General features: G+C 29.8%; 16 protein-coding genes, 1 pseudogene and 1 riboswitch. Of the genes and pseudogenes, 2 read left to right on the top strand and 15 right to left on the bottom strand.

What is annotated here, in order from left to right; translation table 11 throughout:
* Window positions 1-29: 29 nt before the first annotated feature.
* The 4 genes from ACI48Q_RS13660 to ACI48Q_RS13645 are packed head-to-tail and all read right to left on the bottom strand — an operon-like array spanning window position 30 to window position 3,069.
* Entirely contained in the window at window positions 30-1,040 is a 1,011-nt protein-coding gene (locus ACI48Q_RS13660; RefSeq protein ID WP_474919671.1) for a CotS family spore coat protein, read from the bottom strand.
* Entirely contained in the window at window positions 1,027-1,815 is a 789-nt protein-coding gene (locus ACI48Q_RS13655) for a hypothetical protein (protein WP_474919670.1), read from the bottom strand. The genes ACI48Q_RS13660 and ACI48Q_RS13655 overlap by 14 nt, the downstream gene beginning before the upstream one ends.
* Before the next feature lie 10 nt (window positions 1,816-1,825).
* On the bottom strand, window positions 1,826-2,041 hold the full coding sequence (locus ACI48Q_RS13650) for a hypothetical protein (protein ID WP_474919669.1): 216 nt from the start codon (window positions 2,039-2,041) through the stop codon (window positions 1,826-1,828).
* A 23-nt stretch (window positions 2,042-2,064) separates the two neighbouring features.
* Window positions 2,065-3,069, bottom strand: a complete 1,005-nt coding sequence (locus tag ACI48Q_RS13645; RefSeq protein ID WP_474919668.1) for a CotS family spore coat protein — start codon at window positions 3,067-3,069, stop codon at window positions 2,065-2,067.
* Between the two features lie 296 nt (window positions 3,070-3,365).
* On the opposite strand from ACI48Q_RS13645, the gene ACI48Q_RS13640 reads away from it, so the two are divergent.
* Window positions 3,366-4,487: a glycosyltransferase family 4 protein gene (locus tag ACI48Q_RS13640; RefSeq protein WP_474919667.1), complete on the top strand. Its 1,122-nt coding sequence runs from the start codon at window positions 3,366-3,368 to the stop codon at window positions 4,485-4,487.
* A gap of 670 nt (window positions 4,488-5,157) precedes the next feature.
* Here ACI48Q_RS13640 and ACI48Q_RS13635 read toward each other — a convergent pair.
* The 4 genes and pseudogenes from ACI48Q_RS13635 to ACI48Q_RS13620 form a co-directional block, all read right to left on the bottom strand.
* Window positions 5,158-5,286 carry a hypothetical protein gene (locus ACI48Q_RS13635; protein WP_474919666.1) on the bottom strand — a complete coding sequence of 43 codons (129 nt, stop codon included), beginning with the start codon at window positions 5,284-5,286 and terminating at the stop codon, window positions 5,158-5,160.
* Window positions 5,287-5,334: 48 nt separating this feature from the next.
* Window positions 5,335-6,627, bottom strand: coding sequence for a helix-turn-helix domain-containing protein (locus ACI48Q_RS13630; protein ID WP_474919665.1), 1,293 nt, complete (start codon window positions 6,625-6,627; stop codon window positions 5,335-5,337).
* Window positions 6,628-7,060: 433 nt separating this feature from the next.
* Window positions 7,061-7,882, bottom strand: a pseudogene (locus ACI48Q_RS13625) (mannose-1-phosphate guanylyltransferase); the annotation flags it as partial.
* Window positions 7,883-7,977: 95 nt separating this feature from the next.
* A complete protein-coding gene (locus ACI48Q_RS13620; protein ID WP_474919664.1) occupies window positions 7,978-10,299 on the bottom strand; it encodes an immune inhibitor A domain-containing protein in 2,322 nt (773 codons plus the stop codon).
* A 306-nt stretch (window positions 10,300-10,605) separates the two neighbouring features.
* On the opposite strand from ACI48Q_RS13620, the gene ACI48Q_RS13615 reads away from it, so the two are divergent.
* Window positions 10,606-11,265: a YczE/YyaS/YitT family protein gene (locus ACI48Q_RS13615; protein WP_474919663.1), complete on the top strand. Its 660-nt coding sequence runs from the start codon at window positions 10,606-10,608 to the stop codon at window positions 11,263-11,265.
* A 44-nt stretch (window positions 11,266-11,309) separates the two neighbouring features.
* Here ACI48Q_RS13615 and ACI48Q_RS13610 read toward each other — a convergent pair whose 3' ends face one another.
* From ACI48Q_RS13610 to ACI48Q_RS13580, 7 genes are all read right to left on the bottom strand, one after another.
* A complete protein-coding gene (locus tag ACI48Q_RS13610; protein ID WP_474919662.1) occupies window positions 11,310-12,140 on the bottom strand; it encodes an energy-coupling factor ABC transporter ATP-binding protein in 831 nt (276 codons plus the stop codon).
* Entirely contained in the window at window positions 12,140-12,928 is a 789-nt protein-coding gene (gene cbiQ / locus ACI48Q_RS13605; RefSeq protein WP_474919661.1) for a cobalt ECF transporter T component CbiQ, read from the bottom strand. The genes ACI48Q_RS13610 and cbiQ overlap by 1 nt, the downstream gene beginning before the upstream one ends.
* Complete coding sequence (locus ACI48Q_RS13600; protein ID WP_474919660.1) at window positions 12,925-13,242, bottom strand: energy-coupling factor ABC transporter substrate-binding protein; 318 nt, start codon at window positions 13,240-13,242, stop codon at window positions 12,925-12,927. The genes cbiQ and ACI48Q_RS13600 overlap by 4 nt, the downstream gene beginning before the upstream one ends.
* 5 nt (window positions 13,243-13,247) lie before the next feature.
* Entirely contained in the window at window positions 13,248-13,988 is a 741-nt protein-coding gene (locus ACI48Q_RS13595) for an energy-coupling factor ABC transporter permease (protein WP_474919659.1), read from the bottom strand.
* 151 nt (window positions 13,989-14,139) lie between these two features.
* Window positions 14,140-14,318, bottom strand: a riboswitch (cobalamin riboswitch).
* A 214-nt stretch (window positions 14,319-14,532) separates the two neighbouring features.
* Entirely contained in the window at window positions 14,533-16,074 is a 1,542-nt protein-coding gene (locus tag ACI48Q_RS13590) for a recombinase family protein (protein WP_474919658.1), read from the bottom strand.
* Complete coding sequence (locus tag ACI48Q_RS13585; protein WP_474919657.1) at window positions 16,075-16,260, bottom strand: hypothetical protein; 186 nt, start codon at window positions 16,258-16,260, stop codon at window positions 16,075-16,077.
* Window positions 16,261-16,696: 436 nt separating this feature from the next.
* The gene (locus ACI48Q_RS13580) at window positions 16,697-17,584 is read right to left on the bottom strand and encodes a DMT family transporter (RefSeq protein ID WP_474919656.1); all 888 of its coding nucleotides are present in this window, start codon (window positions 17,582-17,584) and stop codon (window positions 16,697-16,699) included.
* Between the last annotated feature and the right edge of the window lie 169 nt (window positions 17,585-17,753).

The following is a 17,753-nucleotide window of genomic DNA, read 5'->3' as shown; positions in this document are numbered from 1 at the left end:
TACATAAAATAAGCAAATAGACTGACTAGCTATTTTTTTGAAGATACACTAGCTATTTCCATGCAGTCTGTTATTTTTTTCAATTCTAAAGCCACTGTTTCCTCTGAAAAATTTCTTCTCCTTTCAAAATAATCTTTAGAGATATTTATAAAGTTTTTAGGTATTAATAACATACCTTTTAAAAGTTGCAATTCTTCTTCATTAAGTCTATTTGTTTCACTATATATATCTATAACCTTTTTAGTTAAATCCTCCCCTTTTATTCCTTCTCTATTCATTCTTCTTATCAGATTGCATAAATCTTGTACTCTAAAATCTATTAATGCCTCATCTAAATCTGTAATATATCCTTTCTCATTTTTAATAACTATGTTTTGATATGCTAAATCCTCATAGCAAAAGGCTATATATTCTTCCTTGCGACATATGTTTTGATAATCAGCTTCCTCTATAAGCCTTATCCCTTGATTTAATGAATCTATTGCCTGATCTACATAGGATGTAAATAATTTATGAAACTCAGTTCTATTTCTATAAATATTTATACTATCTCTATACTCCTTTAATTTTTTAACATCGTCTTTTTCTCCTATTATAAATTTATTTAAACTAGAAAATTCTCCATTATGCTCATATGGTAAACCCTTTGATGCTCTATGCATCTCAGCTATAGTATTTATAGTAATAGATACATTTAACTCATTACTATAATCACATTCCTCTCCTTCTAAATAATCTCGAAGGATATAAACATTATTTTTCCACCAAGTAAATAAATGTCCATCTATATTCTTGTCATACTTAACTAATCTATCAAACCCTTGAGCAATTAAGTATTCTACAGAATTATTTATAAATTTAAGCCTATCTAAAGAATAATCTACTCTTTTCAATATTTTATTACCTCTATCAGTAGCTATAATATAAGATTTTCGGAGGGGGATAACATCTATTACATTTAAATTATAGATTTTAAATAAATCTATATCTAAATCATAGGAGCTTAAAAATCCCTTATCGCTAAATCTACCCTCTATCATAATTCACATCTCCAATCAAAGAATTACCATCTTCTCTTATAGCATTTTTCATTCTTCGTAAATATTCACTACTACTCCAATTTTTCTTATTCTTCTTATATTTTTCATATATGCTCATAAATTCACATGGATAGGAAATTAGTGCTAAAATTAAATTCATACTGTCCTCTCCTAGATTTTCACATCTACAAAACTCCTTAATACATTTTTTAAAATCAAGATTATATCCTCTTCTCTTAAGCTTAGATAATAAATAATATGCATCCATTTCAACCATGTTATATGCTATATCCTCAAAATTTACAATTTCTATTACTTCTTCTTTTTTCAAATTATCAAATTCCACATCTGTTAAACATATCTCTACATTCTTCATACTTCTCGCTATTAGGTCAATATAGTTATTATTATTTATATAATTAATAACCTCCTCAGCCCTCTTTAGAATAGTACTCCCTTCTTCAGCTATAAACTCCTCTACTTCATCTTGTGGACCATTACTCTTAATTCTCTCTATATTTTTGCATAGTTTTTTTATTTGAACCTTATAATCTTCTATTAGCTTACAAGTATCATTATTTATTCTACTTTTTAAATATCCATTAAACCCACAGGATATTCTATGAAATTCACTTATTAACTTTAATTGGCCTATAACTCTGTCTTCTAAAGACTTTCTACTTAGAGCCTCGTTATCTTTTAGAATAAAGTTAACTCTTCGTACTCCATTCTCCTTTAAGTACTGACTAAAATTATCATAAAAAAATTTCCTCATATAATCACCTCTACTTATGTTTATTTTTTGTCTTCTTGCTAATTTCTCTGAGTATTTCTTCTTTTTTAACCTGAAGTTCATTTAACTTTTTCTGCCTTTTCTTGAGCTTTTTTAATATTTTTATCTCTTCTTCAATATCTTCAAGCTTTTTATCAAATTCATCTACTGGACTTAAAAACTCGTCCCTAATCTCTTCTCTTAAACCTTCGTTTTCGTTTTTATTCATACTCACACCTCCCCTGTATATGTTTATAATTTAAAATTCTTAAATTCATCTAAAAAATCATTTCTATATTGAATATCCTCTATATAGCTATTAAGCTTCTTAAGAAAAAACTCTTCCGTCCAAGACTTCCTCTCCCAATAATATTGGACCCCTCTTTGCCAATAATCTTGTGGAAACTCCATAAATGCCGCCATAATAGGTATATCCTCTTGAGCTATATCATGTACTTCACTATAGCTATTTAGTATATAGCCAGCTTTATTAATATCCCATTTCCCATACTTCATTGCCCTTATCATAAGACTACTTAAATCATGTAAATAACTATCTAAAATACAATAGTCAAAATCTATGATGTTTATTTTTCTATCCTGAGACACTAATACATTGTGATGAGCATAATCATGGTGACAAAAGCCAAAGGTGGTAACGTGACTTAGCATAACTCTTTCATAATTAGATTTGATTAATCCCTGAATAGCAGCCTCACATCTTTTTACTTCTTGATCTGCAACTTTCAAATATAATTCATCAAAGTTGGAAGTCTTTTCTTTCTTTAGTATTCTATTTTGAAAATCTATAATTTCACTTTTTCTTGTCCTATAAACCTCTGTCCATTTAAACCAACCAATTTTCGGTTTCATAGTTCCATCAACTTGAAACCCTTCACTTTTTTTATGAAGTTCACCTAATTTCCTTGTAGCATTATATAAATCTATGGGATTGTCATAGTTACATTCCCTAGCATTGACCCAGGGTGTTAAATATGCAAAGTTTCCATCAATAGATATATAATCCTCGCCAGAACATGTTTGAATTATATCTGGTATATAACTGAATTCTTTATCCTTTAAATGTTTAATAGCTCCTAATATAAATAAAAAATGGTCAAGTTCATATTTAACCACTTTAAAACAATATATCTCATCCTGTGTTTCAACTCTGTATACGTTCTTTATTTTCTCAATACCTATAATATTTAAATCATAGGTATTCTTTAATAAAATATTGATATTTTCGTTATCCAAACAATCACCACCATTTCAAGAATCAATGATCAATGATCAATGATTGATTGCTAAAGAATTTTCTATAAAACTTTAACATTCATAGGGCATTGATCATCGAGTGTTGTTAATTGTGTATATAGTAATATATGAAAAAATCATATAATGTGTGTTTAGTTTAAGGTATTTTTAAAAAACAACTAGTCAAATATACACGTATACTGACTAGTTATTTTTTGAAGGTGTCTATAGGTATTTGTAACACTTATTTGATCAATGATTAATATGTAATATAAGTGTTTTAAGGAGTTGAATTTATGAGGATAGCAATGGATGGCCGTGGTATAAATTGGTACAATGGCAGTGGTATTGGCACATATACAGAAAATCTATTGAAAAACTTATTGAATATAGATATTGAAAATTTTTATCAAATTTATTGGTCTGGGAAAAATTATGAAACTTTTGAAAAGCCCAATTCTAATATAGTAATGTGCTCCAAGAAATATCAAAGATTTTTCCAAGATAACTTTTTTCCTTCTAATTTAGAAAGAGAAAATATAGACATATATCATATGCCCCAAAATGGAATTGGATTATCTTCAAACATAAAATGCAAAAAAGTATGTACTATACATGACTTGATTCCATATATTATGCCCGAAACCGTTGGCCGAGGATATCTTATAAAATTTCTTAAGGAAATGCCTTCAGTAATAGATTCATGTGACGGAATAATAACTGTATCTAACTACTCTAAGGAGGATATATTAAGGTTTTTTCCCATAAATGAAGATAAAATATATGTAACCCCTTTAGCCACTGATAAAAAATACATTCCTCTTGATAAAGAAAAATGTAGAGCTATGATAAAAGAAAAATATGGAGTAGATAAACCTTTCTTGCTTTACGTAGGGGGATTTAGCAAAAGAAAGAATGTGGCTTCCCTGATTACATCTTTTTCTAAGCTAGTGCCCCATATGAATAAGGAATACAATTTAGTAATTGTAGGATCCTATAGAGATGCCTCTCAAGAATTAGTAAAGCTAGTAGAAAATTTAAATATGACTAAATATATAAAGTTCACAGGATTTGCTCCTGATGAAGATCTACCTATTTACTATAATGCCTGTGAAATATTCGTATATCCTTCCTTATATGAAGGTTTTGGACTTCCTCCCCTAGAAGCAATGAGCTGTGGTGCACCTGTCATAGCCTCAAATATAACATCAATTCCTGAAGTTATTAGTGATGCAGGGCTATTATTTAATCCCCTTAACGAAAATGAATTATTAACCTCCATGGAATTTATGCTCAGTAGTGAATGCTTACGAAATCAGTTTTCTAAAATAGGATTAAAAAAATCAAAAGAGTTCTCTTGGGAAAACACCGCTAAGAAAACCCTAGAAATCTACAACACTATCATAAACAAACAGTAATCACCCATTATTTGGAATGACCCCAGGAGTCGTTCCATTATTTGTAATTTAAATTAATATGAAATGAGAAAAATCCACGATAATTAAATCGTGGATTTTTCTTGTTTCATTTTATCTCATGTAAAAACACTAGAAATATATTTTTATTGAGAGGAAGATTATTTGTTAATCATATTAATTATATTAACTATATTTGTTAATTATATTAATCATATTTGTTAATTATATTTATTATAATTCCTTATTTTTAAGTTCTATTTTCAATCAACTTACTTATATTATACTCTTAGTCTTATTAAGTTGATTTACTCTTTGTACGTCACCACCCTATCCTTACTTACTGAATACTTATGACTTTGATTATATATAATATTTATTAAATAATTATTATATTATGTATTAGTAAGTTTTCTATTTAAAACTAAACCATTTCTGTGTGTTTAATAATTTTCGTTAAATAATATTTATTTAATATTTGGGCATAAATATTAAACTTTCTATATCTCTATTATACATACATAAATAGATTTATGCAACATATTTCTCACATTTTATGTTTCTTTTTTAATATTTTAATAATTTCTTAAATTGTAATATAATAAATTAGAAATATTACTTTATATATAAAAAGCAATCCTAAATGGATTGCTTTCTACATGGAAAATATTAATTAAGCATTCTCTATTACTGAAGATTGTACTTGAATTGGTGGATTTTCACCAAGTACGAAAAGCCCAATACCTCCAGCAACTAATAATGTTAATGCTATTGCAACTATTGATTTTTTTAATCCCTTCATTTCATATCCCCCCTGAAATCAAATGTTAGTATACAATCTAATTATAATCTAATTGCCACATTTTTCAATGACTTTTTGTGATATTTGTAAAAATTTTATTACTTTTTCTATTTCATTATGATTAGCATAAAACTCACCAATTTTTAAATAAGCCTTAATTTGTTCTTTATAGTTTTCTTTTCTTTCAACTAAACTAATGATCTCTAAATAAGTTTTTTCAACATCCTCTAACATATCTCGTTTTTCATATATTTCTATAAGTAAATAGTAAGCTTTCAATAGATAATAGCTGTCATTAAACTTTTTCGTTAAATCAATACCAATATTCACTAAAATTATAGCTTCTGTATACAATTTCATTTTCATATATAAGAAAGCTTTATCTACTATTGTATGAGATAGATTTTTTTCATCATACTTTAATCTAATTAATTCTGACTCATTAAAAGCCTTGAGACTATTATCAAAATCATCTTTTTTAAAATATAAAACCCCAAGATTATTGTATATATTCCCCTTTAAAGTTTCACTAACATTATAATTTTCATCACTTAATTTTTTAAGTATGTCTATAGCGTCCTCTATTTTACCACTCATTTCCAAACAATTTGCTTTAAGTATATGAGCATGTATATATTGGTTTATGTACTCTTTTCTTGTATCTATCTTACATAAATACAAATCAATATAAGCCACAGTTTCATCAACTTTATGCAATCTGATATAAACTGATGCTATGTTAAATATGGCTTTTCTCTCAACTTCAGGATCTTCATAAATTTTTGCATATTGCTGAGCTCTAGTAAAATATAATATAGATTCTTCATAATCTAATTCATTATATTTGCACCCACCCAATCTGTTATATAGATAGCTTTGTATGTCAGTTTTTCCTATATTTTTACATAAGTCTAGGGCATCACTATATTTTATAAAAGAGTCTAGGAATCTGTTATCCACATAATACATATCCCCCAAAGTTCTAAGTGCTTCAATTTCAACCTCTGCTAAATCCCACTCTTTGCAAATATTTATTATTTCAAATATTTCATACTCCTTGGGATTATCATAAAGTTTGTTAATGCAATATTCTCTAGCTTCATCTTGGGGAGACATGGTCAAATGATATGCATCTATATCTAGTTCTATATTTAATTTTCTAGCCTTTTCATTTAATTTCTTCATAATTACTTCAGCTATATCTAGATTTAGGTTTCTCTTTCCAACCTCTATCATACCAAAATAACTTCTAGTCATATCATCACACTCAAAATCACTTTGAGTTAGTTTTAACATTTTTCTATATCTTTTAATTCTTTGCCCTGGTGTTAAAAACTGCATTTACATCATCCTTTAATTTATTTAAACTTTTATTAAGGCTATTTAAAATTATAATTACTATAACATATTTAATATAACTATTTTTTATATTACTTATAATATTTTACTATATACCTAATTTTATTAAAATATTTTCCTCTAAATATGTCTATATAATGCTTCAGTTTATTTATATTATCGAACCAATGTTGTCTAAACTTAACCATATAGTGTACTTATAGCACTTCATAATATTTACTATTTAACACTTATTATACTCGCTACATAATACTATAATTCTACTATGTTGTTAATAGCAATTTAAACCATATTTTTTATATAAGCTAATTTAAATTATATAAATTGAAAATATACTTAAATTATATCCATACAAACTATATATAAACAAATAAAAGAATTTAGGTAATTACCAATTACCTAAATTCTATGCTATCTATAAAAATTCTTCTAAACACTTTTCCTTCTTCATTTCATTTATCAAGTGCTTAATTTCTTGGTCTTTTGATTTATCCATTATAAGAATAACATCCCCTGCATCCACAATGACCAAATCTTTAACACCAAATCCTATAATTAAGTTCTTTTTCCCAAATACGGAGCAATTTTCACTACCTTCCAAATATGCTGTACCTATAACCTTATTACTCCTATTACTATCCAAGAATCTGGTAAGAGATGCAAAACTGCCTATATCATCCCATTCAAACTCACTTCTTATAACATATGCTTTTCTCGTTTTCTGCATAATCCCAAAATCCACAGATATACCATCAATGATGGAATATTCTCTTCTTATAATCTCCTCTTCATCCTCCTCATCAACATGTTTATATATTTCGCTTATAGAATTATGCATCTTAGGTAAATATTTTTGCATTTCTCTTAATAATACATCTGCTCTCCATATAAACATGCCTGAATTCCAAAGATAGGTGCCCTTTAGAAGAAAATCTTTAGCAACTTCAACGTTGGGTTTTTCTGTAAATCTGGCCACTTTATAGGTCTGTAAGTTTCCTTGTATTGAATCTCCCATTTCTATATAACCATAGCCTGTTTCTGGTCTAGTAGGTTGTACCCCTATGGTTATAAGGCCTCTTTTCCTCTCTGCTAGCTCTACACCATGCTTGATGGTGTCTAAAAATTGCTTTTCTCCTTCTATATAATGATCTGATGGTAACACTACCATAATAGCATCCTTATCTCTCTTAAGAAGTTTAGCTGCTGCAAGACCTATGCATGTAGCAGTTCCCTTATTAACCTCATTGGCTCAACTCTAAGGCTATACTAAAAACTTAAATTTAAAATAGGAAAACTCAAAATCAAGTTTGAGTTTTCCTAATTTTAAAGATATTACTTCTTAATAGATAAAGATACTCCACTATTATCTTTAAGCTGTTGTTGTATTTGTATTGACAATCCAATCTTAGGAATATTTCTTCCCAATTCAGGTATTTCAATATTAAAATACTCATCCGAATCGGAAAATCTATTTTCTTTAGTTAGATTATTATCTTCTAATATTCTTCCATAAGCATCAGAAAGATCAATTTTTAATGCACTACTCTTATTTTTACCAAAGGCTGCATCACGCATTTGATATTTATTACTAGCTGTAAGCTCTGTTCCATCTTTGAATTTCCACTTCAAACTATTAGTGTCTGCATCCACAACACCTAAATATCCATTTCCAGGATGTTCTCCTGTCCAGTTATCTGTGTAAAAATCATCAACATACCATACAACAAGACCTGGGTCATAAGCAAATGTTTGTCCTACAGCATTAATGCTTGCTAATCCCTTATCAACACCATGGTGATTTCTCCATTCTATAAGATAATAATGATTAGATAACGCGTACCCTTTATTTACTTCAAAACCACTTAAATTAAATAAAGCCTTCCCCTCTACGTTATCAGATGCTATAATTTTATTTCCATCATTAATACTTATATCATCCACATAAAAGCCTGTACCAAAAGTATATTTATCTGTAGCATATTCGAACTTTAATTCTATATTCTTACCTTTAAATCCGGATAAATCAAATGTCCCAGTAGTCCAACCAATTGAAGTTCCTGTTATTCCATGAGGTACTACTACTACTGCTTCAGGGTCATGCTCTGTGGTAGTTATATTTCCTTTTAAATATGTCCACTCACTACTTCCAACTTCTCTTGCTTGAACTGAAGCAAAATCCCACCCAAACTCTATATCATACCACGCTTTAAAGTTTAATATTGGATTAGTAGCATTAGTTAAATCTACTTTTGTAGCCATAGAATTTAAAATGCTTGTACCATCTTTGCCACTGCCTCCCCAATAAACATTTTCTCCGCTTACTGGAATTACCATAACATTTTTCTTGTCAGGTAGATTAATTCTAACTACTTGTCCTTCTTCACTAGCTTGTCTCAAATCAATCCTTGCACCTGCTTTACTTAATTTATCATAATTAATGACAACTTGTTTTTGCCAATTTCCACCATATACGCCTTGGAAAAACTGTCTCGCATATGGACTAAAACCTGTTGGTTCAGTTCCTGGTATCTTTCCTGCCCAGCTACCTGAAGACATTATAGACCAGTTAGAAATAGGTTCACTATATTCACTAGTATATTCCGTATCATATTCATCTGGTAATCCTAGGTCATGTCCAAATTCATGCGCAAACACCCCTGCTGCTCCATCTTCTGGTTCAATAGTGTAGTCATAAGCCTTCATATTAGTTCCTGGAATTTCAAATAATCCACCTAAATTCCATCTATGAGACCATATAGCATCAGTTCCTAGGTTTCCGCCTCCTGCTTCTTGTCCCATTCCTGCATGAATAACCATCACATGATCTATTATTCCATCAGGTTCATTATAGTTTCCATCTCCATCTAAGTCATATATATCCTCACTATCAAAATCTGCAAAATTTAAGTTAGGATCCTTTGCTGCCTCCATTAAAGTATGAGCTATCAAATTTCTTGGTCTTGAATCATGGTTAGAGCCTACCTCTTCACCATAATAAGCTGCATCCTTTGGTGCTGTATACCAGCCTGCTACTTTTCCTTCTATTAAAAGACTTCCACCTGACTGCTCTTTATAATATTGTTTCATGGATATTAAATTTTCTCCATTAGGGCCCTTATATCCATTATCCCCGAAAATCATATCCTCAAAATGCTTCTTATCATAATTCTTATAATGCATATTTGTTTCTTCAGGAGTTATACTATTATGCTTATAATCTTGGTATTCTACTAAAAGTACTAAAACATTTACTTTTTTAGGATTAGCATCCGGTTTACTCTGTTCAAATATATACTTTTGTACTTTTTGATTTTGTTTTGCCTTTAGATCTCTCTCCATTTTGCTTAGCTTTATATTTTTATTTGACTTAGCAGCTTTACTCATGTATTCTCTGTAAAGTTTATAAGCTTCTTTATAGCTAGCATCCTTTGATATTTTGCCTTCTTTCTTTAGCATTTCAATAATTTTTTCTTCATCCCCAATAGAAATATCTACAGGTCCTCCATAAGTGTAAATAGAATCAATAGCTGCTGTCTGATCTTGTAATTGAAAAACCTTTTCTTCACCAGATTCTGCTTTTACTAAAGAAGTACTTGTTGAACAAAGTGTAAAAGCTAAAGCCATTATCGCAGATAAGAGTTTACCTTTTTTCATAATATACCTCCTAACAATATTTTATTTAGTTATATATTACCATTTAATGAAACAATTTCAATAAATAATTTGTTTCATTTTTAGCTAACAATTTTATCTATTCTATAGACTTCTACACAATAATCCCATTTTGTATAAATCATTAATAGGTTTATATTGTAAATATGATACATTTTATAGTATATATTTGGATACATTAATATTTATAATTCAAAATCATTTGAATTATAAATTATATAAAACTATAATTAGCATAATTACACTAATTAGTTCTAATCTAATAATATGACATAGGAGAAAATTTAAATGAAGAATATTATAAATAAAATTAATGCCACATATAAAATAAAAATTATATTTTTTCTAATTGGATTATGGATATTAACACTTGGCGTTGCCTTAGTAGTTCACTCCTCCTTTGGTGTTGGCCCTTGGGATTTAGTTAATTTGGGATTAGTTTATCATGTAGGACTCACCTATGGTACTTGGGTTAATGTAATTTCAATTATCCAATTATCTATATGTGGTATCCTTATTAAAAAAATTCCTAGAATATCCACCCTTATAACTTCATTGATAATGGGTATTTTTATAGACCTTTGGCTATTATTACTAAATTACATACCTAATTCTAACTACCTACATAAAATACTAATATTTATGCCTGGATTAATACTTATCTCCATAGGCGCATCTCTTTATTTGGTTTCAGGTCTTCCGCCTAGTTCCTTTGATTATTTTATGGTAACTGTTCGTGATAGTTTTAAATTTTCTCTTCGTAAATCCAAAGTATTAGTTGAATCCCTAGGACTATGTTTAGGATTATTACTTGGTCAAACGTCCTCTATTGGATTGGGCACGGTATTCATGGTACTCGCAGCCGGTCCTATGATTCAATTCTTCCTAAAGTATAGTACTCCTTTCTTTGATAAACTTAGTTATAAATACAATAACTATAATCTTTAAATAAAAAAAGGTACTCAACCTTAATTGGAGTGAGTTCCTTTATTTTAATTAATCATTTCCAAGAGTTGTTTTCTATTTTTAGGTATAGACTCTTTTTCTTTTATAATCTCCTTATCCTTCAAATGTTCATATATATCGAGAATTAGAGGCTTTTCTAAATAACATTCTTCTATTAATTTTTCATCTGAAAATATATCATAAGGATTGCCCTCTTTAACTATAGCTCCACCTTTCATGACTATAATATGATCAGCCCAAGAATATGCTAAATCTACATCATGAGTAGATAGTATTACAGTTATACCCTTTTCGTTTATATCATTAAATATATTAACAACATCCTTTGTATGCTTTGGATCAAGGCTTGAGGTAGGTTCATCTAGTATTATAATTTCAGGCTGCATGACAAGTATATCTGATATAGATACTCTTTTCTTTTGTCCATAGCTTAAGAAATGTACTGCTTTATCCTTAAACTCATAAGTATTAGTATCTTTTAGAGCTTTATCCACCCTATTTATTACTTCCTTCTTTTCTAGATTAAGATTCATAGCTCCGAAGGAAACTTCCTGATATACACTAGCTGAAAAAAGTTGACTTTCAGGATCTTGAAATACAATTCCTACATTTTTTCTTAACTCCATTAGAGATTTTTGATTATATTTTATCTTTTCTCCTTTATATAATATGTGTCCTGTTGTAGGCTTTAAAACTCCATTTAAATTTAAAAATAGAGTTGACTTACCAGAGCCATTAACTCCTAGAAAACATATCTTTTTTCCTTTTTCTAATTTTAAATCTATATTATTCAAGGCCTTAGTGCCATCAGGATATTTAAAACACAAATCTACTGTTTCTATTAAATATTCCTTCATCAGATTATTCCTCCCATATTTTTTGTTAGAAGACTAATAGCAATTAAGACCACTTGTAGTCCTACTATTAAAAATATATTTAAACTTGATACCCTATACTCCTCTTCTATCAATCTTATATCACCATCATAACACCTTGATTCCATGGCTATGTATATTTGCTGTGATTTTTTATAAGAGGTTATAAATAAGGAAGCAATTAATTTTCCAAGTGAATGATATCCAAGCCTCATGGTAGCATATCCAAGCCTAGAATTTTGAGATATAAATATACTATTTGCTGTATCTAATAAAACAAATATAAATCTATATATAAGTCCCATTAATTCAATGAATAATTTAGGCACCTTAAATTTTCCAAGCACCATTAAGACTTCAAACATAGGCGTAGTTAGTGCAAGAAAATAAAGACAGGAAACTGATCCTAGAGCTTTAAAGAATACTTTAGCTGCAATAATTAAACTCTCTCTTGTACATCCTAGTTTTAGGTTAAATATAACAAAACTAAATAATGCATTTGAATCTGGTTCAACTACACTTATTGCTACAGTTAAAAGTCCTATAACTAAAAAGGCAAGGGGAATTAAAATTAATTCCCCATAAGATTTAATGGATACTTTCCCTTTTATAATAGTAATACTTCCCATTAGTAGTAATATTATTAGAGAAGTAACAATAGAATTCAAAGCTATACAAACTATCATTGTGATTATTGAAAATAAAAATTTTTCCATAGGATTAACTTCTCTTAATCCAGATACATAAGCTAATTTATCAATTGAAATCATTTTCTCTCACTTTCAATTTTTTTAGATTTACCATGTGCAAATCCGAAGAAGTAGCATACAACACCTGCTCCAAGAGCTGCTTGTAATGCAAATAAAAGACTCTCTATTTCTCCGCTTGCTGGTTCAAAAAGTGGTGAAAACCAAGGTTCATAGCCTTCTTTAATTTCTAGTATAGCCTCTTCAGCCTCACCATCAGCTCCCCCAAATTCAGCATCTTTAGCTATAAAAAGTGGAAAAACTGCTAATGCTATAACTAAAAGAGCTAATAGTATATTTGTTTTCAATATATTTTTACTTTTACCATTATTACTCATATCTATTATGCCTCCTTGCCTATAACATTTAATTCTATAAGTTCTTCTTGATTATATTTATATAAAAGGTTGAAAACTATCACTGTTAATAATCCTTCACTTATAGCTAGTGGCAGCTGAGTAACAGCAAAAATCCCCATAAATTTCCCTAAAGATGCCATAATTCCACCTGTAGGATCAGGATAAGCTAGGGCTAATTGGATTGAAGTTGTTACATAGGTCATTAAGTTTCCTAACATTGCAGCTGCAAACACAGATACAGATTGAGAAGCATTGGATTTTTTAAACAACTTATATATAAAATAAGATACAAAAGGTCCAACTACTCCCATAGAGAAAGTGTTCGCTCCAAGGGTAGTTAATCCACCATGAGCAAGAAGTAATGCTTGAAATATTAAAACTATAAATCCTAAAACACTCATAACTGTTGGTCCAAAAAGAATAGCTCCAAGGCCTACTCCAGTTGGGTGAGAACAACTACCTGTAACTGAAGGTATTTTTAATGCTGATAGAACAAAGGCAAAAGCACCTACCATAGCTATTAGCATTTTTAATCTTGGATTAATTTTTATTTTTTCTTTTATTGAGAAAAAGCCAACTATAATAAATGGTATAGTTATTGCTCCCCAAGCAATACACCATCCTGGTGATAAAAAGCCTTCCATAATATGCATTCCATAAGCAGTTGTAGGTATAACTAGCATTGCAAGAAATACCCCTAGCGCAATTTGATATTTTTTCTTCATAACTAAACCCTCCATCTTTTTTAATTTTAAACTTCAAAATTATTTAGATGATAAATAGTTAGTAGCCGTCTTTTATGCAAATAAAAAAATCCATCCTTAAGGATAGATTAATATACGTATAATTCACACATAAAACCTCCCTCCGAAGTTATTGATTAACTCTTTATAGGCAGGTCTCCTGACTTACACATCAAACCCTATGAAACTCCTTCCCAAGTCATAGACTCAGTGGAATAACTATTCATAAGTAGTGCTTACAGTAGCGGGGGCTGTGTTGGACTTTAACCAACTTCCCTATTAATTCACGGCATCTAAAATGATGTAATTAATGTAGAATATTATCATTTCATTGTTCATTTTAAAAACGCCTTATACAAAACCTATAAGATCTATTAAATTATTACATATTCAATTTTATCATAGTTTTTTATTAAGTCAATATTTTGTAATAATATAGACTTAATAATGTCCGCCTTAAAATATAGTTAAAATTCCTATGAAATTTTTTACAACTTTTAAATTTTATTATATATTACTAATAAATCTATATTGAAAATTTAAACTCTACCTCCACCATCTTTCTCTCTTCCTTCTCATAGACAATAATATTTTGAATTAAAGCTTCAACAATTTGTCTGTCTAAGTCATTAAACTCTAAAATTTTATCTATATAATTCTTATATATGATTAAAAGTTCCTCTTCATTCTTCTTATTTCTAATTCTTTTTTCTAATTCTTCTTTTCTATATATTAGTTTTTCCTGTTTCTCTTCAATACTCTTAATTAAATTTTCAAAATTTCTTTCACTTAAAATTCCCTTAAGCTTATCCTGATACATTATTTCAAGGTTACTATCCACTTTCTTTAATTCAATCTTTGTTTTTTCAAACTCCTTATATTCCTCATCTTTATTCAAAAGCTCCCTACTCTTTTCATAAAGTGCTTCCTTATTTATATTTTCCGCTAATGACTCTCTAAGTTTAGTTGTTATTATTTCTTTAAGAAACTCTTCCTTTATAGAGTGTGCTGTACATTTTTTCCCACCAGTTTGAGATTTCGTACATTTATATCCTCTATAACTCTTCCTATAACACATTCCTCCGTTGCACTCACCACATTTTAATACAGTAGAAAATAAATGTAGTTCTCCCCCCTTATATCTATTCTTCATACTCCTAACAGCTATTAAATCTTGTACATTATTAAAGGTAACCTTATCTATTATCCCCTCGAACTCCCCTCCCCATATCCAATCAGATTTCTCTACAGGTTTTACCTTCTTTATTTTATAACTAATTTTTTTATACCTTTGTTGTACCATATATCCTCCATATTTAGGATTCTTTAAAATGGATAATATGGTGTTACTATTCCATACACCCTCTCTACTTTCTAATCTATTACTAGCCTTTGCTGATGGTGGCAATATTGCTTTTTTGTTTAAACAATTAGCTATTTTACCTGCTCCAAAACCTTCTTCATACAACCTAAAAATCTCTTTAACCACCTCTGTGGTTTCATCTTCTGCCGGAATTAATCTTATAGTTTTTACATTACCCATATAGGTACTCTGAAATCTATATCCGTAGGGAGGTTTGCTTGCTATACTAGATCCCCTCAACATCCTTTGCTTTAATGCATCCTTAATTTTTCTTGAGCAATCCTTTATATACATTTCATTTAATATATTTTTGAAAGGTATTATATCATCAAATTCATTTTCGCTGTCCACATTATCTAACACTGATACAAACCTGATTCCATTTACTTTAAAATAGTCCTCTAAATAATATCCTGCCAACACATAGTTTCTAGAAAATCTAGACAAATCTCTGGTCAGAACCATATTTATTTTTCCAGCTTCTATATGTTCCTTCATTCTTATAAAGCTATCTCTTTCAAAATTAGATCCACTAAACCCATAATCCTCATAAACCTCTACTAAATTATATATAGCAGTATTATCTTCTCTACTTTTATCAATAATCCATCTTTTTAAGCCATCTACCTGGGCAGGTATGGATTCACTTTGCTCTTTTTTATCTGTTGAAACCCTTGCATATATACCTACATTCCAAATCTTCATTTATACATCACTCCTATTAATATCCTTCATAGGCGTCAATGCTGTAGTTTCTTCTTCATAATTTTTAATATTTTTCTTACACACTTCATTTTCATATGCTCTCAACTTACTGTGAACTAACCGCTGTATTATCTTCTCGAAGCTCTCCTCTCCATACCTAAATATGACGTCTATATCTCTGTTCACGAAATTCCCCCACAAAATGCTCCTTTTAATTTATATGATAAATCCTATTCTTTTATTTATTAAAAACTAAAAAAGACGACAAAGTCGTCTTTTTAGAGAAGTGCAACCGGAGGTTGCAGAGAATTGCTCTCTTTGTTCGCAGTGAAGTGCAACCAGAGGTTGCAGATAATTACTCACTAGTTAAAACAGTTCCCTTGGAGTTACAGGCTCACAATCTTCTTTGCACAAAAATTTCTTACAGAACCTAATTCCTCCTGTGAACAGAGTGAACACTTCCCTGCGAACTTCGTGAGCTCCTTCCCTGTGCCACAGCGCACCTTACCACGAGCAAAGCGAGTATTTCCCCGAAACTGAAGGTTTCTCCTTCCCTGTGAACGCAGCGAACACTTCCCTGCGAACAAAGTGAGCTCCTTCTCTGCAGCTCCGCTGCACTTCTCTACGCCTTCGCCGTACTTTTTATTTGAGATACAATTATAGCTATAAATATAAGTGTACATCCTAAATATCCTCTAGCAGTCATTCTTTCTCCAAGGAATAATACTCCTCCTAAAGCTCCAAATACAGATTCCATACTAAGAATTATAGCTGCTGCAAAGGGTTTTGCATCTCTTTGTCCAACAGCCTGAAGTGTGTATCCAATTCCTACTGATACAATTCCTCCAAATAGTATAGCTGTTCCAGCTTGTGATATAGCTGTCATTGATATGTCTTCAAATAATAGAGCTGAACATATGCTTAAAATAGCACATGTAGCAAACTGAATACTAGATAATTTAATAGCATCCACTATCTTTGTAAAATGATCTATAAATAAAATATGTATGGCCCAAAATATACACCCTATAAGTACAAGTAAATCTCCAAAGGCTATGGAGAAATCTTCATTTATACTTAGAAGATATAATCCTACTACCGCTATAGCTACACCAATCCATGCATTTCTACCAATCCTCTGTTTTAAGAATATTCCAAACAGTGGTACTATAACCATATAAAGCCCTGTTATAAATCCTGCATTTCCTGCAGTAGTATAGGCAACCCCAGTCTGCTGAAGGGTACTAGCTATAAATAATATAGTTCCTACTATAACACCTGCTGTTATAGTATACTTTCTAGATACTTTATTCTCCTCATTGTCCCCTTGCTTTTTATCTAAGTAAAAAATTAAAGGTACTAGAGAAATACTCCCAAGAGCAAATCTTATTCCATTGAAAGTAAATGCTCCTAAATACTCTGATCCAACTCTCTGTGCTACAAATGCAAACCCCCATATTATAGCTGCTGATAAGAGAAGCAAATTAGCTTTTAATTCTTTTTTCCCCATATTAATCCCCTTTTCCTTTCAAGTTTTCCCTATCCTTAAAATAGGTTATTTTAGACTTTTGAAAAAATAATTAATCAAAATGCCTTAATAGCATCGAAAAACAACGCTACTATTAAATCTAGTATTCTATACCATCCCACCATATTCCTTTAGTATTATTAAAATTAGG

This window comes from Clostridium sp. LXY-7 (assembly GCF_056172015.1).
The sequence above is the reverse complement of the archived record's forward strand: the minus strand, read 5'-3'. Positions and strand labels throughout refer to the sequence as shown.